The sequence below is a fragment of the Pseudomonas sp. GW456-12-1-14-TSB6 genome (genome assembly GCF_059424205.1).
Window position 1 is genome coordinate 37,861 of sequence record NZ_JBWKZE010000005.1, and the last position, 24,703, is coordinate 62,563.

Below are 24,703 nucleotides of genomic sequence, written 5' to 3' on the forward strand. Positions count from 1 at the left end.
GAATCTCCTTGAACTGAGGGATCCAGACTTCGCTGGCCGTCAGGACGGGCAACCGAATGGAGGACAAGCCCCGATTGTTCGGGGCCTGTTCTGTGGACTGCGGTCGCTCGCAAGGGTTCTATTTTTCTTCAGAGGGCGGTTGCGGGGGCTTTGGCCCGGGTTACCCGGTCCACCAGATACACCAGACCGTGGTAGTCGATTCCACCGTGTTGCGTCAGACCGATCTCACAGGTGCGGCTGGTGGAAATCCCCTCGCTGCACTGTTGCACCGCATCCTTGAGCGTTCGCAGGGAATGGCTGTTGAGCTCCGGTGTGGTGAAACCCTTGTCGCCAGCGAAACCGCAGCAGTGAATGCCTTCCGGGATCACCACGTTCTTGCTGCATTGGCGCGCCAGGTCGATCAGCGCCTGGCTTTCCCCAAGGTGCTGAGTGCTGCAGGTCACGTGAACGGCAATCGGTGCTTCCTGCGGGGTGAACTCGAGCCGGTCCATCAGATGCGTACGGATGAATCGCACAGGGTCATACAGATCCAGGCGAACATTTCCCACATCCTGCACCAGCCGCAGCGTGCAGGGGCTGGTGTCGCAATAGATCGGATCGAGCCCGCCGCGACTGGCCTGGAGCAGCGCGCCGATCAGCTCCTGACGTTTGTGCTCGGCCTGTTCGGCATAGCCCTTGGACGCGAAAGGCTGGCCGCAGCAGAGGTTGTCCAGATTGTCAGGGAACACCACTTGATAACCGGCCTTTTCCAGCAGGCCACGGGTTTTGTCGTACAGCGACATCTGCTCCTTGTCGCCCGCCGCCGGCCCCATCACCCGCGAGACGCAGGCTGCCAGATACACAACGCGCGGGCGTTCGTCCGACACGGCCGGGCTGAAGCGAATGGCTTTTTCCGGCTGCGGCATCGCGCTGGTCCACAGCGGCACCTGACCTTTGGACAGTCGCGTCAGGGTGGCCGAAAGCTTCGCCAAGCGTGGTGCACCCAACAATATCCGCGCACCGTTGGCCACGTGCAGGGTGAAACGCGCACCTTGCAGGGTGGTGGCGAAATTTCCTTCGATCAAGTTGGCGGTTTTCGTATGCGTGGCGTGACGGCCGCGAAGCTTTTTCACCAGCTCGCCGGTGTTGATGCCTACAGGGCAGCGTTGCGCACACAAGCCGGTCGCGGCGCAGGTATCGATGCCTTGGTACTCGTAGGCTTTTTCCAGTTCGGTGGTGTCGATTCCGGCGCGTTTTCGCGCCTGGATATCGCGCCAGATCACGATGCGCTGGCGCGGGCTCAAGGTCAGGCCTTTGGAAGGGCAGACCGGCTCGCAGAAACCGCACTCGATGCATTTATCCACAATCTCGTCGGCCGCCGGCAGCGGTTTCAGGTGCTTGAGGTGGATCTGCGGATCTTCGCTGAGCACCACGTCCGGATTGAGAATGCCGTTGGGGTCGAGCAGGCGTTTGAGCTGCCACATCAACTGATAGGCGTCACTGCCCCATTCGAGTTCGACGAAGGGCGCCATGTTGCGCCCGGTGCCGTGCTCCGCCTTCAGCGAGCCGCCGAACTCCACGGCTACCAGTTGCGCCACTTCGTCCATGAACGCCTGATAGCGTGCGACTTCTTCCGCGCTGTTGAAGCCTTGGGTGAAGACAAAGTGCAGATTGCCTTCCAGCGCGTGTCCGAAAAGGATCGCTTCGTCGTAGTGATGTTTGTCGAACAGCTCGATCAGGCGGTTCACGCCGATAGCCAGTTGCTCCACCGGGAAGGTCACGTCTTCGATGATCACCGTGGTGCCGGTCTTGCGCACGGCGCCGACGGCGGGGAAGGTGTCTTTGCGAATCGCCCAGAGGCGGGCGTTTTCGACCGGGTCTTCGGTGAAGTCGACCTGTTTCTCCACCGGGAAGGCGCTGAGCGACGCCATGATCTGCGCCAGTTGTTCCTGCAGCAAAGTGGAAGAGGCTGCGCGGGATTCGATCAACAGCGCGCAGGCATTGTTCGACAGCTGCTGTACGAAAGCCGGCATGCCGGGTTTGTCCTGCACCGAGCGCAGGCTGCGGCGGTCGAGCAGTTCCACGGCCGACACCGGTTGGCTTTTCAGCACGGTGACGGCGTTGCAGCAGGTTTCCACATCCGGGAATACGATCAGCGCCGAGGCCTTGTTCGGGTGGTCGATCACCGTGTCGTAGGTCACCGCGCTGATGAAGCCGAGGGTGCCTTCGGAACCGACCAGCAAGTGGCTCAAGATATCCACAGGCTCATCGAAATCCACCAGGGCGTTGAGCGACAGGCCTGTGGTATTTTTCAGACGGTATTTGTGGCGAATTCGTGCGGCCAGTTCGGCATTGGCGCGGGTCTCGCGGCCCAAGCTCGCCAGGCGTTCCAGCAATTGACCGTGGCTGACTCGAAACGCCTCGACGCTGGCGGCATCTTCGGTGTCGAGTCGCGTGCCGTCGGCCAGCACCAGACGAATCCCGGCCAGCGTGTGATAGGTGTTTTGCGCAGTGCCGCAGCACATCCCGCTGGCGTTGTTGGCGACGATGCCGCCGATCTTGCAGGCGTTGATCGACGCCGGATCCGGACCGATCTTGCGCCCGAATGGCGCCAGCCATGCATTGGCCTGGGCGCCGATCACCCCCGGTTGCAGGCGGATTTGTGTGCCTTGTCCGCGGATCTCCCGCGCGTTCCAGTTATCCCCAAGCACGATCAGCACCGAATCGCTGATCGCCTGTCCGGACAGGCTGGTGCCGGCGGCGCGGAAGGTCACCGGGACCTGATCGCGCTGGGCCAGTTTCAGCAGCGCCACCACTTCGTCTTCCGATTCGACGCGTATCACCAGTTGCGGAATCAACCGGTAGAAGCTGGCATCGGTGCCGAAAGCCAGGGTCGACAGCGGATCGTCGAAACGCCGTTCGGCAGGAATCAATTGCTGCGCATCGCGCAGGAAAGTCGCCGGTAAGGTCATTGGTCCTCCAGGATCAACACCACCAGATCTTTCGGGCCGTGGGCGCCGTAAGCCAGGACTTGTTCGATGTCGGCGGTCTTCGATGGGCCGGACACCAGCAGCGCGTTGGTGGGCATGCCTTGGGCCCACTCGAATTCCTGCTGCACCTGATAGAAGTTGTCGCGGATCTGGCTGGCCTTGAGCAGGGCGAAATGCACCGGTGGCACCAGACTCATCAGCCGTGGTTCTTCGCGGGTCGGCCAGAGAATCAGGCTGCCGGTGGCGGCGATGGCGCCGAGGGTGCCGGTGAGGCTGGCCGGGGTGTCGTTGAACAACTCGGCTTTCCATTCCTCCATCGGCCGGTCGTAGGATTTCAGCGCCGGCAGATCAGGATTGTTCGCCCAGTGTTGTGTGATGCGCTGCCCGTGAGGCGTAGTCGGTGCGATCAGCAGGCTCGGCAACTGACGGTCGCGCAGCAATTGCGCCAGCAGCGCCGGCCAGCCATCAGCGGATGTCAGGTGGATTTCGGTGTGCACCGCTTCCATCAGTTTGCGCAGTTGCGGGATCCGTTGTTCGGCACTGTAGGTGTAGGGCTGGGTCACCAGATCGACGTCAAAGTTGTCGGCAATCGGTGTGGTGCCGGTCAGACTCTTCCGTAACTTGCCGAGGATGTTTTGTTTGGCGCTCATCAACGGTCTCCTCGTTTTGCCAGGTGTTCGCGAGCCATGTCATGCAGTGAGCGGGCGGCGGGTTTCGGTGCGCTGTGGTTCTGCGTCCACGGCCCGACATTGTTCGGCGCCAGGGCGCGCAGGCGCGTGGCGAAAAACGCAAACAGTCGATACAAAGTCGGCGAGCTGTTGAGCTTCGCCCAGGCATTCCAGATGAAACGTTCCTTGCGCGAATACTTGCTGCCCTGGCCGCGCATCACTTGATGAGGACTGTCGGGGGCTTTGACGTTTTCCTCGCGTAGGCGGCGCAACAGTGCGGGAATAGGAATTTTTACCGGACACACTTCACCGCAGGCGCCACACAACGAAGAGGCGCTCGGGTGATCCGGGACTTTCGCCAGGCCGACCATGTGCGGGGTGATGATTTTGCCGATCGGGCCGGGGTAAACCTCGCCGTAGGTATGGCCGCCGACACGGGTGTAGACCGGGCAATGGTTCATGCAGGCGCCGCAGCGGATGCAGTTCAGCGTCTGGCGCAGTTCGCTGTCGGCGAAGGCCTGGCTGCGACCGTTGTCGAGCAGCACCAGATGCACTTCCTGTGGGCCGTCGAGTTCATGTTCCTTGCGCGGGCCGGAGATCATGTTGACGTAGGTGGTGATCGGAATGCCCAGCGCCGAGCGGGTCAGCAATGACAGCAGCGGCACCACGTCGCGCAGGTATTCCACGACTTTTTCGATGCCGGTGACGGCGATGTGCACCGGTGGCACGGTGGTGGTCATTCGGCCGTTGCCTTCGTTTTCCACCAGCAGCAGGGTGCCGGTTTCGGCCACGGCGAAGTTGACGCCGGAGACGCCGATGTCCGCTTCGAAGAATTTCTGCCGCAGGACCCTGCGACCGATCTGAATGAGTTGGTCAACGTCCTTGGTGTATTCCACGCCAAGTTTGTCGTGGAACAAGGACGCGACCTGACCGGCATTCTTGTGGATTGCCGGCATGATTATGTGTGAAGGCTTCTCGTGGTCGAGCTGGACGATGTACTCCCCCATGTCGGACTCCAGACATTCAATGTCCCGAGCCTCGAGGAAATGGTTCATCTCCATCTCTTCGCTGACCATCGATTTGCCCTTGATCACTTGCCGCGCCTCGTGAGCGCGGATGATCGAAAGGACGATGCCATTGGCCTCGTCCACCGTTTCCGCCCAGTGCACTGTCACACCGTTGCGGGTCAGGTTCTGTTCCAGTTGCTCGAGCAGGTCGGGCAACTTGGAGAGCGCACGCGCCCTGATCGAGTTGCCCAGGGCGCGCAAGTGTTCTCTTTCGTGGGCATCGCTGAAAGCCGCTGCCCGTTTGGTCATCAGTGAATCCATCGCGGTACGGAAGTTGTTCCGTAACTGCGAGTCGCCCAGGGCGTTGTGGGCCCGGGTGCGGAAATCTTCTTCTACGGCAACCGTAGGAATAATCGTGGAAGTGCTCATCGCGCACCTCCGGTTCGTTGCCAGAGGAAGCTCGCCAGGTGTTGCCCGCGCAGCGCTTCCTGCTGTTTTTCCAGCGAGCCGTTGATGTTCATCAAGCAGCCGCAGTCGGCACTGAGTACCTGATGTGCGCCGGATTCCTTCAACGCCCGGGTCTTGTCAGCCACCATCGCGCCGGAAATGTCTGGCATACGGACGCTGAATGTCCCACCGAAGCCACAGCATTCGCTTTCGTGATCGTGGTTGACCCGTTCCACGTTGCTCAACTGCGCCAACAACTCGCGGCCGTGCAGGTGGGTGTTCATTTCCCGTCGCGCCGAACACGAGGTGTGCAGCGCCACTTTGACCGGCTCGCCGCTGTCCTTGAGCTGCACCTTGCAGACGAACAGCAGAAACTCGGCCAATTCATAGGTGCGGGCCGCGAGGGCCTGAACCTGTTTCAACGTTTCCGGCTCGTCCTTGAACAAGTCGGCGTAATGCTCGCGGATCATCCCGGCGCACGAACCCGAAGGCACCACCACCGGATAGTCCCCGGCAAACAGCGCCAGTTGCGAGCGCGCCACCGTCCGTGCCTGCTCGGTGTAACCCGAGGTGTAGGCCGGTTGTCCGCAGCAGCTCTGCCCTTGCGGGTAATCGACCCGGATGCCTTCGCGTTCCAGCAAGTGGATCGCGTCCATCCCGGCTTCCGGGTAGAACAGGTCGACCACGCACGTGCCGAAAAGGTAGACCCGCGACGGTTTCTCGCTGGGGTATTGCCGGGGTTCGGGCAGTGGCGGTGCGACGCGAGTGGCGTTGGGCACAGCGTTGTAAAAAAGCTCGCTCATCAGGCGTGTCTCCGGGTGGGCCCGGTTATCCGTCTGTTGAGGCTGCCGAATATAGAGCGCATTGCTTTCAGCAGCCTTACAGACCGGGTTGTGAGTTGCTGACGCCGGAATCACGGACCGGCGTCGGTTATTTCCATGTCGCTTGTAGTCTTAATGCACCAGCATGCCGGTGAACCAGTAGGCCTGAGCCAAAGTGATGAGGCCGACAATCGTTGCAAAGAATAGGCTGTGCTTGAGGGTGAAGCGGAACAGATCGGATTCCTTGCCCACCAGGCCGGTTGCTGCGCAGGCCACGGCGATCGATTGTGGCGAGATCATCTTGCCGGTCACGCCGCCGCTGGTATTGGCTGCCACCAGCAGGGTGTCGTTGACCCCGATCTGGTGAGCGGTGGTTGCTTGCAGCGAACTGAACAGGGCGTTGGACGAGGTATCGGAACCGGTCAGGAACACGCCGAGCCAGCCGAGGAACGGCGAGAAGAACGGGAACGCTGCGCCAGTACCGGCCAGCACCAGAGCCATGGTCGAGGACATGCCGGAATAGTTGGTGACGAAGGCAAACGCCAGCACCATGCCGATCGACAGGATCGGCCAGCGCAGTTCGTAGAAAGTCTCTTTCAAAGTGGTCAGACCAGTTTTGAAGTTGATCTTCAGCACCAGCATCGAGATCAGCGCGGAGAAGAAAATCGCCGTGCCGGTCGCGGAAATCGGGTCGAGTTTGAACACGGCTGGGATCGCGGTCGGGGCGGCAACGATCGGTGCAGTCTTGATGACCAGTTGATCAAGGTGCGGAATCGCGAAGTTGAACACCCAGGCGTACATCGAGCCGCCGGCGGCGAACATGGCTTTGAAAGGCTTGAGGGTCCAGATGGTCACCAGCACGGTGAGGATCAGGAACGGCGACCACGCCTTGAAGATTTCCCCGAGGCTGTAGGGCGAAGCGACGGTGGTGCGCTTCTGGCCGAAACCGCCGACGCTGGCGGAGACCACCGAAGCGGATACGGCGCCGACGATGTGCTGGCCGGCGGCACGTTTCGGTTGCCAGACCTTCAGGAACAGGGTCAGCGAAATCAGACTGGCCAGGGCCGACGTGATGTCCGGCAGCTCCGGGCCGATGAAATTCGAAGTGAAGTATTGGGTGACAGCGAAGCTCAGGCCGGCAACCAGTGCGGCTGGCCAGGTTTCACGCACACCGCGCAGGCCGTCCATCATGAACACCAGCCAGAACGGCACGAACAGCGACAGCAGCGGCAACTGGCGGCCGGTCATGGCGCCGATCTTGAACGCGTCGATGCCGGTGACTTGCCCGGCCACGATGATCGGAATCCCCAGCGCGCCGAACGCCACCGGTGCGGTGTTGGCAATCAGGCACAGGCCGGCGGCGTACAGCGGGTTGAAACCCAGGCCAACCAGCAGCGCAGCGGTAATCGCCACCGGCGCGCCGAAACCGGCGGCACCTTCGAGGAATGCACCGAAGCAGAAACCGATCAACAGCACCTGCAGGCGTTGGTCGTCAGTGATCGACAGCACCGAGCTGCGGATGACCTCGAACTGACCGCTCTTGACCGTCAGTTTGTACAGGAACACCGCCGCCACAATGATCCAGGCAATCGGCCACAGACCATAGGCGAAGCCATATCCGGCAGCGGCGAACGCCATGTCGACCGGCATCTGGAACGCAAAGATCGCCACGGCGATGGCCAGGGCGAGCGTGATGCTGCCGGCCACATGACCTTTGAGGCGGAACACCGCCAGGGCGAGGAAGAAGAAAACGATGGGGATGACGGCCGCGAGTGCGGACACGCCGAGACTGCCGAGCGGGCTGTAGAGCTGTTGCCAGGTTTGCATATGGGGTGGCCCCTAATTGTTGTTGGTCAGGCACTGTCAGCTTACTTGGTTAATTGGTAAGACCAATTTACAAGTGCTGTCGGCTAGGGTAAAAGCCTTGATGTCGGTGTGTCAATTTGCCGCCCTAAAACTTTTGTCGAACAACCGGACGGCGAGTCGGATTGCACCGGTTGAATTGGCGTCATCTGGCAGGTGTCGGCGCAGCGCCGATAGGCCAGAATAGAGAGCCCGGCGAGCGGTCGGGATGGTGGAGAGTTGAGTGATGGGGTTTGATCAGATACGTCAGCGCCGTTTGTCTGACGACATTGTCGAGCGACTGGAAGGGATGATTCTCGAGGGCACGCTGAAGTCCGGCGAGCGTCTGCCGGCCGAGCGGACTCTGGCGGAACAGTTCGGCGTTTCTCGGCCCTCTTTGCGCGAGGCGATTCAGAAGCTTGCGGCCAAGGGGTTGCTGGTCAGCAAGCAGGGCGGCGGCAACTATGTCGTGGAAAGCCTCGGTTCGACGTTCAGCGATCCGCTGCTGCAACTGCTGGAAAGCAATCCTGAGGCGCAACGTGATCTGCTGGAATTTCGCCACACGCTGGAGGCATCGTGCGCCTATTACGCGGCATTGCGCGCCACGGATGTGGACCGCGAACGGCTGACGGCGGCGTTTGAAGAGTTACAGGACTGCTATTCGCGTCACGATGAAGTGAGCCGGGCGGAAGAGGGCGCGGCGGATGCGAAATTCCACCTGGCGATTGCCGAAGCCAGTCATAACGCGGTGTTGCTGCACACCATTCGCGGGCTGTTCGATCTGCTCAAGCGCAACGTCGTGACCAACATCGGTGGCATGTACAAGCAGCGCACGGAAACCCGCGACATGCTGATCACACAGCATCGTGAATTGTATCTGGCGATTATCGAGGGGCGCGCGGAACAGGCGCGTGAGGTCTCCAGCCGACACATTCTGTATGTGCAGGAAGTGCTGGAAGAAGTGCGGCAGGAAGTGCAGCGCATGGCTCGCGCCGAGCGACGCAAAGGCATGTAGGCATGACCGCTCCCGTGTCGAGCACGGGAGCGGTCATTCGGGCAGAAAAATCAGTCTTCCTTGCCCTTGTTGCGCACCGCACGCTGCAACTCGCGACCGGCGTCGCGTTCGCGTTCGGTATCACGCTTGTCGTATTCCTTCTTGCCCTTGCCGAGAGCGATCTCGCACTTGACCATGTGCTTGCTCCAGTACCAGGACAGGCACACGCAGGCGTAACCCTTCTGCTGCACGGCGGCGGCGAGCTTGTCCAGCTCGCGGCGGTTGAGCAGCAACTTGCGGGTACGCACCGGGTCGGCAATGACGTGGGTGCTGGCGGTCATCAGAGGCGTGATGTGGCTGCCTAGCAACCAGGCTTCGCCATCCTTGAGCAACACGTAACTGTCGACCAGTTGCAGCTTGCTTGCCCGCAGACTTTTTACTTCCCAGCCGGCCAGGACCAGACCAGCCTCGAACTTGTGCTCGATGAAGTAATCGTGTCGCGCCTTTTTGTTTTGCGCGATGGTCCCTGTTGGGTGTTTCTTCTGTTTAGCCATAGGGGCGGCATTATATGGAGATAAACGGCTGTCGGCTACGGTGATGCTGCGTGCTTGAGCAGGTTGAGTGAATCCCGGACAATGCGGCCTCTTTTTCTAACGCTTGGGCGTGATAAACGATGTCGACAGACAAGGTTTCTGTCCACGGCAGTTGGGCTAGCCGCTGGGTTTTCATATTCGCCGCGACCGGTTCGGCCGTGGGATTGGGCAGCATCTGGAAATTCCCCTACATGGTCGGGGTCTACGGTGGCGGCGCCTTCGTGCTGATGTTTCTGGCGTGTATCGCGCTGATCGGCATCCCGGTAATGCTCGCCGAAACCCTGATCGGCCGCCGTGCCCGCCAGAGTCCGGCGAATGCCCTGAAGGTGCTGGCGCGGGAAGCCGGGCACTCGGGCAAGTGGTCGTGGGGCGCGTTCGCCGGGATGATCACGGCGCTGCTGATCCTGTCTTTCTACAGTGTGGTCGGCGGCTGGTCGCTGGATTACATCATTGATATGGGGCGCGGGGACTTCCAGGGCGCGACGGCTGATCAGGTCGGGGCGTACTTCGGGAATGTCATCGCCGACCCGTGGCGTATCACGCTGTGGCACACGGTTTTCATGCTGTTGTCGGCGGTGGTGATCGCCAAGGGCGTGGTTGCCGGGCTCGAGCGCAGCCTGCGGATCATGATGCCGCTGCTGTTCGTGATGGTGCTGGTGCTGCTGGGTTACAGCATGACCACCGGGCATTTCATGGAAGGCGTGCATTTCATGTTCGACTTTCACCCGGAAAAAGTCCTCGACGGCTTGCTGCCGGCCATGGGTCACGCGTTCTTCTCCCTGAGCGTGGGCGTGGGCTCGATCATGATCTATGGCGCCTACATGACCAAGGAAGCCTCGCTGTCGGGCACGGTCGTCGGTGTGGCGCTGCTCGATACCTTTGTTTCGCTGGTGGCCGGTCTGGCCTTGTTTCCGATTGTGTTCGCCGGTGGTTTGAACCCGAGCGAAGGCCCGGGGCTGATGTTCGTCAGCCTGCCATTTGCTTTCGGTAACGTGCTTTTCGGCCAGTTGATGGGCGTGGTGTTCTTCGTTCTGGTGGCCATTGCGGCCTGGAGCTCGGCGATTTCCCTGCTGGAGCCAATGGTCGCCTATTTGGTCGAGCGGACTAAAATCAGCCGTGCCTGGGTGACATTCTGGTTGGCGTTCACCTGCTGGTTCGTTGGCCTGGGCACGGTGTTTTCCTTCAATATCTGGAAGGAAGCCAAATTTTTCGTGAACGATGGTGGGGTGTTCCATCTCTACCAGTGGGGTGCGGCCGGTGGCCTGGACTTCTTTGGCGTGATCGACTTCTTCACCTCGCGCATCATGTTGCCGCTCGGTGGGCTGTGCTTTGTGCTGTTTGCCGGTTGGGTGATGGGGCGTGAGGCGGTGCGTGATGAATTGTCGATTCGCAGCCCGGCGCTGTTCGCCCTGTCTCTGTTTTTGATGCGCTATGTGGCGCCCATCGGCATTCTTGTAGTGTTTGCCGCCCAGCTCTGGAAGTGACGCTTACATGACGACACATATTCAACGATCGGCGCTGCTGCCTTATCCGGCGCAATTTCTCTACGACCTCGTCAATGACGTGGCACGTTACCCGGAATTTCTGCCGTGGTGCTCGTCTGCTGAAGTCCTGGAAAGCTCGCCTGAGCACATGCGCGCCAGTGTCGGCGTGGCCAAGGGCGGCCTCAGTCAGCACTTCGTGACACGCAATACGCTGGTGCCGGGGCAGTCGATCGAGATGAACCTGGAGGAGGGACCGTTCAATCAGCTGCACGGCGTCTGGGTATTCAAGGCGCTGAACGAGAAGGCCTGCAAGATCAGTCTGGATCTGTCCTTCGACTACGCCGGGCCGCTGGTCCGCGCGACGCTCGGTCCTTTGTTCAATCAGGCGGCCAATACGCTGGTGGACGCGTTCTGCCAGCGCGCCAAGCAGATGCATGGTTGAGCCGGTGATCGAAGTCGAAGTGGTGTATGCGGCGGTTGATCGTCAGGTTTTGCGTGCAATCAGTGTTGCTGAGGGTACGACGGTGCGTGCGGCGCTGATGGCGTCCGGGATTGATGCTGAATTTTCGGAGCTGGATCTGAAGAGCTGTCCTTTGGGGATCTTCGGCAAAGTGATTGCTGATCCGGATGCTCGACGGGTTCAGGAGGGCGATCGCATCGAGATCTATCGGCCACTGTTGGCAGATCCGAAAGAGGTGCGTCGTCTTCGTGCCGCCAAGGCTGCCGAAGCCAAGGCGCGAAATCAGTAGGCTGGCCAAGCGGCAGGCAATAAAAAACCCGGAATTTCCGGGTTTTTTATTGCGTCGCAAATTATTGCGGCGAGGTGTCCAGCGGTTCTGGCGTTGGAACCGGAACGGTTTCCACACCATCGACGTCCTTCTGGATCTGATCCAGCAAGGAGCCAGGCTTGGCCGGTTGTTCCGGTTTCGGCTGTTCGGTGTTTTCAGCAGGAGCGGTCACGCTGGTGCCGCTGTCCTTGCCGAGAATTGCTTCATCACGGCTGACGCCCGGCATGAAGTCACCGGACAGGCTGACGAGGCGGTCATTCGAGTCGAAAATGACACTCATGCGTTCCTGTTGGCGCTCACCGCCACCAGGTTGCAGGCTGTACAGATAATCCCAGCGGTTGGCGTGGAACGTGTCGGCAAGCAGAGGGTTGCCCATGATAAACCGTACTTGCGGCCGGGTCATTCCCGGGCGTAACTGGTCTATCATGTCCTGCGTGACGACATTGCCCTGCTGGATGTCGATTTTGTAAACCCCGGGGAATGAACAACCGGCGAGTGCGAGCAGTCCCACAAAGGTGAAACTGGTTAGCAAGAGCTTGGTGTTTTGCATCGGTGGGCGACTTCCACTATCTTGGCTGGGACAACGTAAACGCCGATCATACCCGCATTAAGAGAAGCTGCGAAGCAGCATCGCGAGAAAGCTGACCATGGTTGAAAATAGCGAACTACGCAAAGCCGGCCTCAAAGTGACCCTGCCACGGGTCAAGATCCTGCAAATGCTCGACTCTACAGAGCAGCGTCACATGAGTGCCGAGGACGTCTACAAGGCGTTGATGGAAGCTGGCGAGGACGTCGGTCTGGCCACGGTCTACCGTGTTCTGACCCAGTTCGAAGCGGCTGGCCTCGTGGTCCGTCACAACTTCGACGGCGGCCACGCGGTATTCGAATTGGCCGACGGTGGCCACCACGACCATATGGTTAACGTTGAGTCGGGCGAAGTCATCGAATTCTTCGACGAAGAAATCGAAAAGCTTCAGAAGGCGATCGTCGAGAAGCACGGTTACGAGATGGTTGATCACAATCTCGTACTGTACGTACGCAACAAAAAGTAAGCATGTCGCGCGAATTTCAGGTTCGCGAAACGAGCGAGGGCGACCCAAGGGTCGCCTTCGTGCTTTCTGGCGTGCTTAAACCTTTGCGGTGACGACCATCTTTTTCGCGTGCGCCAAAGACTCTTTGGTCAGATCGATGCCGCCAAGCATGCGTGCGACTTCTTCTATACGGTCATTCTTGCTCAGCTTCGAAACAGCCGTGTGAGTGGCCTGCTCGCCTCGCACCTTGTGCACGAACAGATGCTGATGCCCCTGAGCCGCGACTTGCGGCAAGTGCGTGACCGTCAGTACCTGTCCGCGATCTCCGAGGCGGCGCAACAGTTGACCGACGATTTCAGCCGTTGGACCGCCAATCCCCACGTCCACTTCGTCGAATACCAAAGTCGGTACGCGAGAGGTCTGGGCGGTAATCACCTGGATGGCCAGGCTGATCCGTGACAGCTCACCGCCGGACGCTACTTTGGCCAGGGCCTTCAGGGGTTGGCCCGGGTTGGCGCTCACCAGCAGCTCGACTTGTTCCAGACCGTTGGGTTGCAGTTCGCTGCTGTTGTTGGCGCGCAATTCGATGGTGAAGCGACCGCCCGGCATGCCCAAGCGTTGAATCTCCTGCTCCACCGCGCTTGCCAGGCTGCCGGCTGCCTGATGACGCAGCTCGCTCAGTTCCCGAGCCTTTTCCTGATAGTGGCGGGCATAGGAAGCGAGCTCTTCGGCGAGGCGCTCGATGGATTCATCGTTGGCGTCGAGGGCTTCGATTTCGTCGAGCAGCTTCTGCTGCATCTCCGCCACTTCTGTCGGCTGAATGCGGTGTTTGCGTGCCAGCGTGTAGATGGAGTCCAGACGTTCTTCCAGATATTGCAGGCGCGCCGGATCGGCATCGAAGTTGTCCAGAAAACGATTGAGCTCGCCGACGGCCTCTTCGACCTGGATTTGCGCGCTGGTCAGCAGGCTGCTCGCCTCACCCAGCGCGCCGACGGAGTTGTTCACGCTCGACAGTCGATTGAGGCTGGCCGTCAGGGCATTCAGCACGTTGCCGGAATCGCTTTCGCTGCATTGCTCGACCACTTGTCGGCAGATGCCGAGCAGGGTTTCTGCGTTGGTCAGGTTCTTGTGTTCCTGCTCCAGTTCTCCCAGCTCGTTTTCGCCGAGGCCGAGGTTTTCCAGTTCTTCGAGCTGGTAGCTGAGCAACTGATGGCGCGCGCGCTGTTCGTCGCCGGAGTTGGAAAGGCGCTCCAGCTCCTGACGGGTCTGACGCCAGCGCTGGGCGGCCAGGTGAACCTGACGCGCCAGATCGGTAGCCCCGGCGTATTCGTCGAGCAGGCGCCGGTGGGTGTCGGTCTTGAGCAGGGATTGGTGTTCGTGCTGGCTGTGGATGTCGATCAGCAGCTCGCCGAGCGCCTTGAGATCGCCGAGCGGGCAGGGGGTGCCATTTATATAGCCGCGTGAGCGACCTTCGGAAGTGATGACCCGACGCAGGATGCACGGACCGTCGGTTTCCAGGTCGCGTTCCGCCAGCCAGGCACTGGCCTCGGGAATATCTGCCAGATCGAAGGTCGCCAGGATATCGGCCTTGTCGGCGCCCGGTCGCACCACGCCGCTGTCGGCGCGATCACCGAGCGTCAGGCCCAGGGCGTCGAGCATGATCGATTTGCCGGCGCCGGTTTCCCCGGTAATAACGCTCATGCCGCGATCGAGTTCGAGATCGAGATGTTCAACGATGGCGTAGTTGTGTACGGACAGGTGCACCAGCATAAAGGCCGCTCCCAAACTTTAGGTCTGGTTATTTATACAGTGTTTTGTTTCGGGCTGACAATGCCCTCGCTTAGCTCGATGGGGATGATCCGATCAAATGCTTATCGCGTTCGGGAATGACAATGCAGCACTTTTTTGTAGGGTTAATCGTTGTCAGCCCTTGAAGCCTGATTTTGCGGCCCCATATACCGGGGCAGAAGCGCGAATCGAACTCGCGGACGATATTGAAAGGAGAATCCCATGGCTGACGAACAGACAGTAGATACGCAAAATCCAGAAGCCAATCAGGCGCCCGAGGCTTCGGGTGATGACCTGGCGACCCGTGTACAAGAGCTCGAAGAGCAATTGGCCGCCGCGCAGGATCAATCGCTGCGCGTAGCTGCCGATCTGCAGAACGTCCGCCGCCGTGCCGAGCAGGATGTCGAGAAGGCGCACAAGTTTGCGCTGGAAAAATTCGCCGGCGACCTGCTGCCGATCGTCGACAGCCTGGAGCGCGGCCTCGAGCTGTCGAGCCCGGATGACGAAAGCATCCGTCCGATGCGCGAAGGCATCGAGCTGACCCTGAAAATGTTTCACGACACCCTCACGCGTTATCAGCTTGTAGCTGTCAGTCCGCAGGAAGGCGAACCGTTCAACGCCGTGGAACATCAGGCAATGGCCATGCAGGAAAGTGATGTCCTGGAGCCGAACAGCATTCTGAAGGTGTTCCAGAAGGGCTACCAGCTCAACGGTCGCCTGCTGCGTCCGGCGATGGTCGTGGTCAGCAAGGCGCCGGCGCCAGTTGCGCCTTCGATTGACGAGAAGGCTTGAAATTAGCCGCAAGGCCCCCATTTACAAGTCAAGCGTTTAAGTATTACCGCAGTCAGCCACCACTGCTGCGGCAAAAAAATCCAAAGTTTCGGGAGAGTGAACATGGGCAAAATTATCGGTATCGACCTGGGGACTACCAACTCCTGCGTCTCCGTGCTGGAAAACGGCAAAGCCAAAGTTATTGAAAACGCTGAAGGCGCGCGTACTACGCCGTCGATCATCGCTTATGCCAACGATGGCGAAATCCTGGTCGGTCAGTCGGCCAAGCGTCAGGCTGTGACCAACCCGCACAACACACTGTTCGCAGTGAAGCGCCTGATTGGCCGCCGCTTCGACGAAGAAGTTGTACAGAAAGACATCAAGCTGGTGCCTTACAAGATCGTCAAGGCCAACAACGGTGACGCCTGGGTCGAGGCTTCCGGCAAGCAGATGGCTCCGCCGCAAATCAGCGCCGAAGTCCTGAAAAAGATGAAGAAGACCGCCGAAGACTACCTCGGCGAAGCAGTGACCGAAGCGGTGATCACCGTTCCGGCCTACTTCAACGACAGTCAGCGTCAGGCGACTAAAGATGCTGGTCGCATCGCCGGTCTGGACGTAAAACGTATCATCAACGAACCAACCGCAGCCGCTCTGGCTTATGGCATGGACAAGGCCAAGGGCGATCACACCGTGATCGTTTACGACCTGGGTGGTGGTACTTTCGACGTTTCCGTGATCGAAATCGCTGAAGTTGACGGCGAGCACCAGTTCGAAGTGCTGGCCACCAACGGTGACACCTTCCTGGGTGGTGAAGACTTCGACATGCGCCTGATCGACTACCTCGTCGACGAGTTCAAGAAAGAGTCCGGCATGGACCTGAAGAACGATCCTCTGGCCTTGCAGCGTCTGAAAGAAGCCGCTGAGAAAGCCAAGATCGAGCTGTCTTCTTCGCAATCGACCGACGTCAACCTGCCGTACATCACAGCAGACGCGACTGGTCCTAAGCACCTGAACGTGAAGATCTCTCGTGCCAAGCTCGAGTCGCTGGTCGAAGATCTGGTGAACCGTACCATCGAGCCATGCCGTATTGCTCTGAAGGACGCCGGTATCGACGTCAGCAAAATTAACGACGTGATTCTGGTTGGTGGTCAGACTCGTATGCCTCTGGTGCAGAAGGCAGTTACCGATTTCTTCGGTAAAGAAGCACGTAAAGACGTGAACCCGGACGAAGCTGTTGCCATGGGTGCTGCGATCCAGGGCGCCGTTCTGGCCGGTGACGTGAAAGACGTTCTGCTGCTTGACGTCAGCCCGCTGACCCTGGGTATCGAAACCATGGGTGGCGTGATGACCGCGCTGATCGAGAAAAACACCACGATTCCTACCAAGAAATCGCAAGTGTTCTCGACCGCCGACGACAACCAGGGCGCCGTGACCATTCACGTCCTGCAAGGCGAGCGCAAGCAAGCCGCACAGAACAAGTCCCTGGGCAAGTTCGATCTGGCCGACATTCCACCAGCTCCACGTGGCGTTCCGCAGATCGAAGTGACCTTCGACATCGACGCCAACGGCATCCTGCACGTAGGTGCAAAGGACAAGGCGACTGGCAAAGAGCAGAAGATCACCATCAAGGCCAACTCTGGTCTGTCGGATGAAGAAATCCAGAAAATGGTGCGCGACGCCGAGCTGAACGCCGAGGAAGACCGCAAGTTCGAAGAGCTGGCCGCTGCCCGTAACCAGGGTGACGCACTGGTTCACTCGACTCGCAAGATGATCGCTGACGCTGGCGACAAAGTGACTGCAGAAGAGAAGACTGCAATCGAAGCGGCTGTGGTTGCCCTGGAAGCCGCCGTCAAAGGCGACGACAAGGCTGCCATCGACGCCAAGGTTGAAGAGCTGTCGAAAGTCTCTGCGCCGGTTGCCCAGAAGATGTACGCCGAACAGGCTCAGCCTGCTGAAGGCGCGGCACCGCAAGGCGAATCGGCTGAGAAGGCTGACGATGTTGTCGATGCCGAGTTCGAAGAAGTCAAAGACCACAAGTAAGTTGTTGGTCGCCCGGTTGACTGCCTTGCGGCGGTGACTGGTAGGATGTCGCCGCGCGGGAGCTTGCTCCCGCGTTGGCGTATCTGGAATACGCGAATTTTTACAGCATGCGACAAGCTTCGTGTGTTGGCGGTATGGCCGGGAATGCTCCTGCTTTTCGCGCCGTAAATACCGCATGAACCAAAGACCAGGATCGTTGAATTGACGTGAGTTGGGTCCGGGCCTGTATTGGGGCTCAACGAGTTTGGCGAAGCTCAGGAGGGGTTTGCCGAACGTCCTCAAGAGTATGAAGAACTTATGGCTAAGCGTGACTATTACGAAGTGTTGGGTGTTGAGCGCGGCTCAAGCGAAGCAGACCTGAAAAAGGCCTATCGCCGTCTGGCGATGAAGCACCACCCGGACCGTAATCCCGGTGACAAGGCGTCGGAAGATCTGTTCAAGGAGGCCAACGAAGCCTACGAAGTGCTGTCCGATTCCAGCAAGCGTGCAGCGTACGATCAGTACGGTCATGCCGGCGTCGACCCGAGCATGGGTGGCGGCGGTGCAGGCTTCGGCGGTCAGAACTTCTCCGACATCTTCGGTGATGTCTTCAGTGACTTCTTCGGTGGCGGTCGCGGCGGCTCCCGTGGCGGCGCTCAGCGCGGCAGCGATTTGCGTTACACCCTGGAGCTGAACCTGGAAGAAGCGGTACGCGGTACGACCGTGAATATCCGCGTTCCGACGCTGGTCAATTGCAAACCATGCGACGGTTCGGGCGCCAAGAAAGGCTCGTCGCCATCGACTTGCCCGACTTGCGGCGGCATCGGTCAGGTGCGTATGCAGCAAGGCTTCTTCTCGGTGCAGCAGACCTGCCCGCGCTGCCATGGCCAGGGCAAGATCATTTCCGATCCGTGCGATTCCTGCCACGGCGACGGTCGCGTCGAAGAGTACAAAACCCTCTCTGTCAAAGTGCCGGCCGGTGTCGACACCGGTGACCGCATTCGTCTGTCCGGCGAAGGCGAGGCGGGCACTCAGGGTGGTCCGACCGGGGACCTGTACGTGGTGATCAACGTCCGCGAACACGACATCTTCCAGCGTGACGGCAAGCACCTGTTCTGCGAAGTGCCGATCAGCTTTGTCGACGCAGCCCTGGGTGGCGAGCTGGAAATTCCGACCCTCGATGGTCGCGTCAAACTGAAGATTCCGGAAGGGACTCAGACCGGCAAGCAGTTCCGCGTACGCGGCAAGGGCGTTGCGCCGGTGCGTGGCGGTGGTGCGGGCGACCTGATGTGCCGTGTGGCCGTCGAGACGCCGGTCAACCTGAACCGCCGTCAGCGTGAATTGCTGGAAGAGTTCCGCAGCTCCCTGGCGGACGACAACAGCCATTCCCCGAAAACTACCGGTTGGTTCGACGGTGTAAAACGCTTCTTCGGCGATCTGTAAGGAGTCGGCATGCGACGTATAGCTGTGATGGGCGCTGCCGGGCGCATGGGCAAGATTCTGGTCGAGGCGGTGCAGCAGCGCGCGCCGCTGACCGGTTTGACGGCTGCGATTGTCCGTCCTGGCAGTACGCTGATCGGTGTGGATGCCGGTGAGCTGGCTTCGCTCGGTCGAATCGGCGTGCCGTTGTCCGGCAATCTGGAATCGGTGGCGGAAGAGTTCGATGTGTTGATCGACTTCACCCTGCCGGAAGTCATGCTGAAAAACCTGGCCTTCTGCCGCAAGGCCGGCAAGGCGATGGTGATTGGCACGACTGGTCTGGATGCTGCGCAGAAGCAGTTGCTGGCCGAGGCGGGCAAGGATATTCCGATCGTGTTCGCCGCCAACTTCAGTGTCGGCGTCAACCTGTCGCTGAAGCTGCTCGACATGGCGGCACGGGTGTTGGCGGAAGATGCGGACATCGAAATCATTGAGGCCCATCACCGCCACAAGATCGATGCGCCATCGGGCACGGCCCTGCGCATGGGTGAAGTGATCGCCAATGCGCTGGATCGTGATCTGCAGAAGGTTGCGGTCTATGGTCGTGAAGGCCACACCGGTGCCCGTGAGCGTGAGACCATCGGCTTCGCCACTGTTCGTGGTGGTGATGTGGTGGGTGATCACACGGTGCTGTTTGCTTGCGAAGGTGAGCGCCTGGAGATCACACACAAGGCTTCGAGCCGCATGACGTTCGCCAAGGGCGCGGTGCGTGCGGCGTTGTGGCTGGATGCTCGCGAGCCTGGTTTGTACGACATGCAGGACGTGCTCGACCTGCATTGAGATGTTCTGAATCCGGCGCAAACGCCCTGTTTGTGCCGGTTTCAATCCGCTGAGCGACGCCCTGTCGCATTCTCCGGCCTTTCAGGCTCATTGGCGGTAGACCAAAAATCCCTTTTTCTGTAAGCTACAGCTTTAGTGTGTCCACTAAAAGCGCGCAGAATAATTCAGTGAAGAAGCGGGGTGACGTGTCCATACGTCACTCCGCTTTTTTACAACCTGCGATTGCCCTTTCATGCGTTATTTACGGGAGGTCTTCTTGACTAAGCCAGCCATACTCGCCCTTGCTGATGGCAGCATTTTTCGCGGCGAAGCCATTGGAGCCGACGGTCAGACCGTTGGTGAGGTGGTGTTCAACACCGCAATGACCGGCTATCAGGAAATCCTTACCGATCCTTCCTACGCCCAACAGATCGTTACCCTGACTTACCCGCACATCGGCAACACCGGCACCACGCCGGAAGACGCCGAGTCCGATCGCGTCTGGTCCGCTGGCCTGGTCATCCGTGACCTGCCGCTGGTAGCGAGCAACTGGCGTAACACGATGTCCCTGTCCGATTACCTGAAAGCCAACAATGTTGTGGCGATCGCCGGTATCGACACCCGCCGCCTGACCCGCATCCTGCGTGAAAAAGGCGCACAGAACGGCTGCATCATGGCCGGCGACAACATCTCCGAAGAGGCGGCCATCGCCGCTGCGCAAGGCTTCCCGGGCCTGAAGGGCATGGATCTGGCGAAAGTCGTCAGCACCAAGACCCAATACGAATGGCGCTCCACTGTCTGGGATCTGAAAACCGACAGCCACGCGACCATCGAAGCCTCCGAGCTGCCATACCACGTGGTTGCCTACGACTACGGCGTCAAGGTCAACATCCTGCGCATGCTGGTCGAGCGCGGTTGCCGCGTGACCGTGGTTCCGGCGCAAACCCCGGCTGCCGACGTGCTGGCTCTGAAGCCGGACGGCGTGTTCCTGTCCAACGGCCCTGGTGACCCGGAGCCTTGCGACTACGCAATCAAGGCCATCAAGGAAGTGCTGGAAACCGAAATTCCGGTCTTCGGCATCTGCCTCGGTCACCAGCTGCTGGCTCTGGCCTCCGGCGCCAAGACCCTGAAAATGGGCCACGGCCACCACGGTGCCAACCACCCGGTTCAGGATCTGGACACTGGCGTCGTGATGATCACCAGCCAGAACCACGGTTTTGCGGTTGACGAAGCGACCCTGCCAGCCAACGTCCGCGCGATCCATAAATCGCTGTTCGACGGCACCCTGCAAGGCATCGAGCGTACCGACAAGAGCGCGTTCAGCTTCCAGGGTCACCCTGAAGCGAGCCCGGGCCCGAACGATGTTGCCCCTCTGTTTGACCGCTTCATCAACGAGATGGCCAAGCGACGCTAAGCGCTCGCCTTGAGACTGTAGCGAGAAGCCCCTCGAGGGCGGCCCCGGAACCGGCGGCCCCCTCGGGACTTCAGAAATCGATCAAGACGGCTTGCCGACTGACCTGCGGATTTGAGTGACAAACCCATGCCAAAACGTACAGACATTAAAAGCATCCTGATTCTCGGCGCTGGCCCGATCGTTATCGGCCAGGCCTGCGAATTCGACTACTCCGGCGCCCAGGCTTGCAAAGCCCTGCGCGAAGAGGGTTACCGCGTCATCCTGGTGAACTCCAACCCGGCCACCATCATGACCGACCCGGACATGGCCGACGCCACCTACATCGAGCCGATCAAGTGGCAGACCGTTGCCAAGATCATCGAAAAAGAGCGTCCGGATGCCGTGCTGCCAACCATGGGCGGCCAGACTGCACTGAATTGCGCCCTGGATCTGGAGCGCGAAGGCGTTCTGGAGAAGTTCGGCGTAGAGATGATCGGTGCCAACGCCGACACCATCGACAAGGCTGAAGACCGTTCGCGTTTCGACAAGGCGATGAAGGCCATCGGCCTGGAATGCCCGCGTTCCGGTATCGCCCACAGCATGGAAGAAGCCAACGCGGTGCTCGAGCGCCTGGGCTTCCCGTGCATCATCCGTCCGTCCTTCACCATGGGCGGCACCGGTGGCGGTATCGCTTACAACCGTGAAGAGTTCGAAGAAATCTGCGCCCGTGGTCTGGACCTGTCGCCAACCAAGGAACTGCTGATCGACGAATCGCTGATCGGCTGGAAAGAATATGAAATGGAAGTTGTCCGCGACAAAAAGGACAACTGCATCATCGTCTGCTCGATCGAAAACTTCGACCCGATGGGCGTGCACACCGGTGACTCGATCACTGTTGCCCCGGCTCAGACCCTGACCGACAAGGAATACCAGATCCTGCGTAACGCCTCGCTGGCGGTACTGCGTGAGATCGGCGTCGAGACCGGTGGTTCCAACGTTCAGTTCGGTATCTGCCCGGACACCGGCCGCATGGTCGTGATCGAGATGAACCCGCGTGTATCCCGCTCGTCGGCTCTGGCCTCGAAAGCCACCGGTTTCCCGATCGCCAAGATCGCGGCCAAGCTGGCCGTCGGTTACACCCTCGACGAACTGCAGAACGACATCACCGGCGGCCGTACCCCGGCGTCCTTCGAGCCGTCCATCGACTATGTCGTGACCAAGCTGCCGCGCTTCGCGTTCGAGAAGTTCGCCAACGCTGACGCGCGCCTGACCACTCAGATGAAGTCGGTCGGTGAAGTCATGGCCATCGGCCGTACCTTCCAGGAATCCCTGCAGAAAGCCCTGCGCGGTCTGGAAGTGGGTGTTTGCGGTCTGGACGAGAAAGTCGACCTGAGCAACCCGGAAAGCATGAGCGTGCTCAAGCGCGAACTGACCGTGCCGGGCGCCGAGCGTATCTGGTACGTGGCGGACGCTTTCCGCGCCGGCATGACCGTCGAAGAAATCTTCGGCATGAACATGATCGATCCGTGGTTCCTGGTGCAGATCGAAGATCTGATCAAGGACGAAGAGAAGGTCAAGACCCTCGGTCTGTCCGCTATCGACCGCGATCTGATGTACAAGCTCAAGCGCAAGGGTTTCTCCGACCAGCGTCTGGCCAAGCTGCTGGGCGTCACCGAGAAGAACCTGCGTACTCACCGCCACAAGCTGGAAGTGTTCCCGGTTTACAAGCGCGTCGACACCTGCGCGGCCGAGTTCGCCACCGACACCGCCTACCTGTACTCGACCTACGAGGAAGAGTGCGAAGCCGCGCCGTCCGGTCGTGACAAGATCATCATCCTCGGCGGTGGCCCGAACCGTATCGGTCAGGGCATCGAGTTCGACTACTGCTGCGTACACGCGGCACTGGCGCTGCGCGATGACGGTTACGAGACCATCATGGTCAACTGCAACCCCGAAACCGTTTCCACTGACTACGACACTTCCGATCGTCTGTACTTCGAACCAGTGACCCTGGAAGACGTGCTGGAAATCTGCCGCGTCGAGAAGCCGAAAGGCGTGATTGTCCAGTACGGCGGCCAGACGCCTCTGAAGCTGGCTCGTGCTCTGGAAGCGGCCGGCGTGCCGATCATCGGCACCAGCCCTGACGCCATCGACCGTGCCGAAGACCGTGAGCGCTTCCAGCAAATGGTTGAGCGCCTGAACCTGCGTCAGCCGCCAAATGCCACCGTGCGCAGCGAAGACGAAGCCGTTCGTGCTGCCGCGAAGATCGGTTACCCGCTGGTGGTGCGTCCGTCCTACGTACTGGGCGGCCGGGCGATGGAAATCGTCTACAAGGAAGAAGAACTCAAGCGTTACCTGCGTGACGCGGTTCAAGTGTCGAACGACAGCCCGGTGCTGCTCGACCACTTCCTCAACTGCGCCATCGAGATGGACGTGGATGCGGTCTGCGACGGCAAGGACGTGGTGATCGGCGCGATCATGCAGCACATCGAACAGGCGGGCGTTCACTCCGGTGACTCCGCGTGCTCGCTGCCGCCGTACTCGCTGCCGGCGCACATCCAGGACGAGATGCGCGAACAGGTCAAGAAAATGGCCCTGGAACTGGGCGTGGTCGGCCTGATGAACGTTCAGTTGGCGCTGCAAGGCGAAGACATCTACGTCATCGAAGTCAACCCGCGTGCTTCCCGTACCGTGCCTTTCGTGTCCAAGTGCATCGGTATTTCCCTGGCAATGGTCGCGGCTCGTGTGATGGCCGGTAAAACCCTGAAGGAAATCGGCTTCACCAAGGAAATCATTCCGAACTTCTACAGCGTGAAAGAGGCGGTGTTCCCTTTCGCCAAATTCCCTGGCGTTGACCCGATCCTCGGCCCTGAGATGAAGTCCACCGGTGAAGTGATGGGCGTCGGCGACACCTTCGGCGAAGCCTTCGCCAAAGCTCAAATGGGCGCCAGCGAAGTGCTGCCGACCGGTGGTACCGCGTTCATCAGCGTCCGCGATGATGACAAGCCACTGGTTGCAGGCGTGGCCCGTGATCTGATCAACTTGGGCTTCGAAGTCGTCGCCACCGCCGGCACTGCCAAGCTGATCGAAGCCGCAGGCCTGAAAGTGCGTCGCGTGAACAAGGTGACCGAGGGTCGTCCACACGTGGTCGACATGATCAAGAATGACGAAGTCACTCTGATCATCAACACCACCGAAGGTCGCCAGTCGATCGCCGATTCCTATTCCATTCGCCGTAACGCCTTGCAGCACAAGATTTACTGCACCACCACCATTGCTGCTGGCGAAGCTATCTGCGAAGCGCTGAAGTTCGGTCCCGAGAAGACCGTACGCCGCTTGCAGGATCTACACGCAGGATTGAAGGCATGAATAAATACCCAATGACCGTCCAGGGCTCCAAGGCCCTGGAAGAAGAGCATGCTCACCTGACCAAGGTCGTTCGTCCGAAGCTCAGCCAGGACATCGGTACGGCCCGCGAGTTGGGTGATTTGAAAGAAAACGCTGAATACCATGCTGCGCGCGAACAGCAAGGCATGGTCGAGGCGCGGATCCGTGACATCGAAGGTCGCCTGCAGAACGCGGTGATCATTGACGTGACGACCATTCCGCACACCGGCAAAGTGATTTTCGGCACTACCGTCGAAATCGCCAACGTCGAGACTGATGAAAGCGTGACTTACCAGATCGTGGGTGAGGATGAGGCGGACATCAAACTCGGCAAGATTTCGGTCGGCTCGCCGATCGCTCGCGCCTTGATTGCCAAGGAAGAGGGCGATACGGTCGTCGTGAAAACGCCAGGTGGCGATATCGAGTACGAGATTGTCAAAGTCCTTCACATCTGAGGGTGGGC

General features: G+C 59.9%; 20 protein-coding genes. 12 read left to right on the forward strand and 8 right to left on the reverse strand.

All coding sequences use genetic code 11. The annotated features are described in order from the left end of the window. Positions 1 to 128 precede the first annotated feature (128 nt). The 5 genes from AC07Y2_RS05975 to AC07Y2_RS05995 form a co-directional block, all read right to left on the reverse strand. The gene (locus tag AC07Y2_RS05975; protein WP_103385626.1) at positions 129 to 2,951 is read right to left on the reverse strand and encodes an FAD-binding and (Fe-S)-binding domain-containing protein; all 2,823 of its coding nucleotides are present in this window, start codon (positions 2,949 to 2,951) and stop codon (positions 129 to 131) included. Continuing rightward, the gene (locus AC07Y2_RS05980; protein WP_011332385.1) at positions 2,948 to 3,619 is read right to left on the reverse strand and encodes a LutC/YkgG family protein; all 672 of its coding nucleotides are present in this window, start codon (positions 3,617 to 3,619) and stop codon (positions 2,948 to 2,950) included. Before AC07Y2_RS05980 ends, AC07Y2_RS05975 begins: the two co-directional genes overlap by 4 nt. Further along, on the reverse strand, positions 3,619 to 5,073 hold the full coding sequence (locus AC07Y2_RS05985; protein WP_103385627.1) for a LutB/LldF family L-lactate oxidation iron-sulfur protein: 1,455 nt from the start codon (positions 5,071 to 5,073) through the stop codon (positions 3,619 to 3,621). Before AC07Y2_RS05985 ends, AC07Y2_RS05980 begins: the two co-directional genes overlap by 1 nt. After that, positions 5,070 to 5,894, reverse strand: coding sequence for a (Fe-S)-binding protein (locus AC07Y2_RS05990; RefSeq protein WP_039769136.1), 825 nt, complete (start codon positions 5,892 to 5,894; stop codon positions 5,070 to 5,072). The genes AC07Y2_RS05985 and AC07Y2_RS05990 overlap by 4 nt, the downstream gene beginning before the upstream one ends. 150 nt (positions 5,895 to 6,044) lie before the next feature. After that, positions 6,045 to 7,739: a lactate permease LctP family transporter gene (locus AC07Y2_RS05995; RefSeq protein WP_064593333.1), complete on the reverse strand. Its 1,695-nt coding sequence runs from the start codon at positions 7,737 to 7,739 to the stop codon at positions 6,045 to 6,047. 262 nt (positions 7,740 to 8,001) lie between these two features. On the opposite strand from AC07Y2_RS05995, the gene AC07Y2_RS06000 reads away from it, so the two are divergent. Then, positions 8,002 to 8,769 (forward strand): FCD domain-containing protein, encoded by a 768-nt coding sequence (locus AC07Y2_RS06000; protein ID WP_039769141.1) that lies wholly within the window; start codon positions 8,002 to 8,004, stop codon positions 8,767 to 8,769. Between the two features lie 50 nt (positions 8,770 to 8,819). Here AC07Y2_RS06000 and smpB read toward each other — a convergent pair whose 3' ends face one another. Beyond that, positions 8,820 to 9,302: an SsrA-binding protein SmpB gene (gene smpB / locus AC07Y2_RS06005; protein ID WP_007953781.1), complete on the reverse strand. Its 483-nt coding sequence runs from the start codon at positions 9,300 to 9,302 to the stop codon at positions 8,820 to 8,822. Between the two features lie 119 nt (positions 9,303 to 9,421). On the opposite strand from smpB, the gene AC07Y2_RS06010 reads away from it, so the two are divergent. From AC07Y2_RS06010 to AC07Y2_RS06020, 3 genes are read left to right on the forward strand one after another with little or no spacing between them, the layout of a single operon-like run. After that, on the forward strand, positions 9,422 to 10,825 hold the full coding sequence (locus AC07Y2_RS06010; RefSeq protein ID WP_039769144.1) for a sodium-dependent transporter: 1,404 nt from the start codon (positions 9,422 to 9,424) through the stop codon (positions 10,823 to 10,825). Between the two features lie 7 nt (positions 10,826 to 10,832). Continuing rightward, on the forward strand, positions 10,833 to 11,267 hold the full coding sequence (locus tag AC07Y2_RS06015) for a type II toxin-antitoxin system RatA family toxin (protein WP_003221509.1): 435 nt from the start codon (positions 10,833 to 10,835) through the stop codon (positions 11,265 to 11,267). After that, positions 11,260 to 11,574 carry an RnfH family protein gene (locus AC07Y2_RS06020; protein WP_103385628.1) on the forward strand — a complete coding sequence of 105 codons (315 nt, stop codon included), beginning with the start codon at positions 11,260 to 11,262 and terminating at the stop codon, positions 11,572 to 11,574. The genes AC07Y2_RS06015 and AC07Y2_RS06020 overlap by 8 nt, the downstream gene beginning before the upstream one ends. A 61-nt stretch (positions 11,575 to 11,635) precedes the next feature. Here the strand turns inward: AC07Y2_RS06020 and AC07Y2_RS06025 are convergent, their stop codons facing one another. Next, positions 11,636 to 12,163, reverse strand: coding sequence for an outer membrane protein assembly factor BamE (locus AC07Y2_RS06025; RefSeq protein ID WP_039769148.1), 528 nt, complete (start codon positions 12,161 to 12,163; stop codon positions 11,636 to 11,638). A 97-nt stretch (positions 12,164 to 12,260) separates the two neighbouring features. Here AC07Y2_RS06025 and fur point away from each other — a divergent pair, with 97 nt between their 5' ends. Then, a complete protein-coding gene (gene fur / locus AC07Y2_RS06030; RefSeq protein WP_039769149.1) occupies positions 12,261 to 12,665 on the forward strand; it encodes a ferric iron uptake transcriptional regulator in 405 nt (134 codons plus the stop codon). Between the two features lie 75 nt (positions 12,666 to 12,740). On the opposite strand, the gene recN is transcribed toward fur, so the two are convergent. Beyond that, a complete protein-coding gene (recN, locus tag AC07Y2_RS06035; RefSeq protein ID WP_103385629.1) occupies positions 12,741 to 14,414 on the reverse strand; it encodes a DNA repair protein RecN in 1,674 nt (557 codons plus the stop codon). A gap of 240 nt (positions 14,415 to 14,654) precedes the next feature. Between recN and grpE the strand changes: the two genes are divergently transcribed. The 7 genes from grpE to greA all read left to right on the forward strand — a co-directional run bounded on the left by grpE (position 14,655) and on the right by greA (position 24,695). Beyond that, entirely contained in the window at positions 14,655 to 15,224 is a 570-nt protein-coding gene (grpE, locus tag AC07Y2_RS06040; RefSeq protein WP_103385630.1) for a nucleotide exchange factor GrpE, read from the forward strand. 102 nt (positions 15,225 to 15,326) lie between these two features. Further along, positions 15,327 to 17,243, forward strand: a complete 1,917-nt coding sequence (dnaK, locus tag AC07Y2_RS06045; RefSeq protein ID WP_074691912.1) for a molecular chaperone DnaK — start codon at positions 15,327 to 15,329, stop codon at positions 17,241 to 17,243. Between the two features lie 297 nt (positions 17,244 to 17,540). Further along, positions 17,541 to 18,665 (forward strand): molecular chaperone DnaJ, encoded by a 1,125-nt coding sequence (gene dnaJ, locus AC07Y2_RS06050; RefSeq protein WP_039769159.1) that lies wholly within the window; start codon positions 17,541 to 17,543, stop codon positions 18,663 to 18,665. A 9-nt stretch (positions 18,666 to 18,674) separates the two neighbouring features. Then, entirely contained in the window at positions 18,675 to 19,481 is an 807-nt protein-coding gene (gene dapB, locus AC07Y2_RS06055; RefSeq protein WP_007953764.1) for a 4-hydroxy-tetrahydrodipicolinate reductase, read from the forward strand. Between the two features lie 256 nt (positions 19,482 to 19,737). Next, positions 19,738 to 20,874: a glutamine-hydrolyzing carbamoyl-phosphate synthase small subunit gene (gene carA, locus AC07Y2_RS06060; RefSeq protein ID WP_064593337.1), complete on the forward strand. Its 1,137-nt coding sequence runs from the start codon at positions 19,738 to 19,740 to the stop codon at positions 20,872 to 20,874. Between the two features lie 126 nt (positions 20,875 to 21,000). Continuing rightward, positions 21,001 to 24,222 (forward strand): carbamoyl-phosphate synthase large subunit, encoded by a 3,222-nt coding sequence (gene carB / locus AC07Y2_RS06065; protein ID WP_039769162.1) that lies wholly within the window; start codon positions 21,001 to 21,003, stop codon positions 24,220 to 24,222. Further along, positions 24,219 to 24,695, forward strand: a complete 477-nt coding sequence (gene greA / locus AC07Y2_RS06070; protein ID WP_039769164.1) for a transcription elongation factor GreA — start codon at positions 24,219 to 24,221, stop codon at positions 24,693 to 24,695. Before carB ends, greA begins: the two co-directional genes overlap by 4 nt. Positions 24,696 to 24,703: the final 8 nt, after the last annotated feature.

Coding starts and splice junctions, on each gene's coding strand:
- AC07Y2_RS05975 (WP_103385626.1), bottom strand. CDS start 2,951: ATGACCTTACCGGCGACTTTCCTGCGCGATGCGCAGCAATTGATTCCT.
- AC07Y2_RS05980 (WP_011332385.1), bottom strand. CDS start 3,619: ATGAGCGCCAAACAAAACATCCTCGGCAAGTTACGGAAGAGTCTGACC.
- AC07Y2_RS05985 (WP_103385627.1), bottom strand. CDS start 5,073: ATGAGCACTTCCACGATTATTCCTACGGTTGCCGTAGAAGAAGATTTC.
- AC07Y2_RS05990 (WP_039769136.1), bottom strand. CDS start 5,894: ATGAGCGAGCTTTTTTACAACGCTGTGCCCAACGCCACTCGCGTCGCA.
- AC07Y2_RS05995 (WP_064593333.1), bottom strand. CDS start 7,739: ATGCAAACCTGGCAACAGCTCTACAGCCCGCTCGGCAGTCTCGGCGTG.
- AC07Y2_RS06000 (WP_039769141.1), top strand. CDS start 8,002: ATGGGGTTTGATCAGATACGTCAGCGCCGTTTGTCTGACGACATTGTC.
- smpB (WP_007953781.1), bottom strand. CDS start 9,302: ATGGCTAAACAGAAGAAACACCCAACAGGGACCATCGCGCAAAACAAA.
- AC07Y2_RS06010 (WP_039769144.1), top strand. CDS start 9,422: ATGTCGACAGACAAGGTTTCTGTCCACGGCAGTTGGGCTAGCCGCTGG.
- AC07Y2_RS06015 (WP_003221509.1), top strand. CDS start 10,833: ATGACGACACATATTCAACGATCGGCGCTGCTGCCTTATCCGGCGCAA.
- AC07Y2_RS06020 (WP_103385628.1), top strand. CDS start 11,260: ATGGTTGAGCCGGTGATCGAAGTCGAAGTGGTGTATGCGGCGGTTGAT.
- AC07Y2_RS06025 (WP_039769148.1), bottom strand. CDS start 12,163: ATGCAAAACACCAAGCTCTTGCTAACCAGTTTCACCTTTGTGGGACTG.
- fur (WP_039769149.1), top strand. CDS start 12,261: ATGGTTGAAAATAGCGAACTACGCAAAGCCGGCCTCAAAGTGACCCTG.
- recN (WP_103385629.1), bottom strand. CDS start 14,414: ATGCTGGTGCACCTGTCCGTACACAACTACGCCATCGTTGAACATCTC.
- grpE (WP_103385630.1), top strand. CDS start 14,655: ATGGCTGACGAACAGACAGTAGATACGCAAAATCCAGAAGCCAATCAG.
- dnaK (WP_074691912.1), top strand. CDS start 15,327: ATGGGCAAAATTATCGGTATCGACCTGGGGACTACCAACTCCTGCGTC.
- dnaJ (WP_039769159.1), top strand. CDS start 17,541: ATGGCTAAGCGTGACTATTACGAAGTGTTGGGTGTTGAGCGCGGCTCA.
- dapB (WP_007953764.1), top strand. CDS start 18,675: ATGCGACGTATAGCTGTGATGGGCGCTGCCGGGCGCATGGGCAAGATT.
- carB (WP_039769162.1), top strand. CDS start 21,001: ATGCCAAAACGTACAGACATTAAAAGCATCCTGATTCTCGGCGCTGGC.
- greA (WP_039769164.1), top strand. CDS start 24,219: ATGAATAAATACCCAATGACCGTCCAGGGCTCCAAGGCCCTGGAAGAA.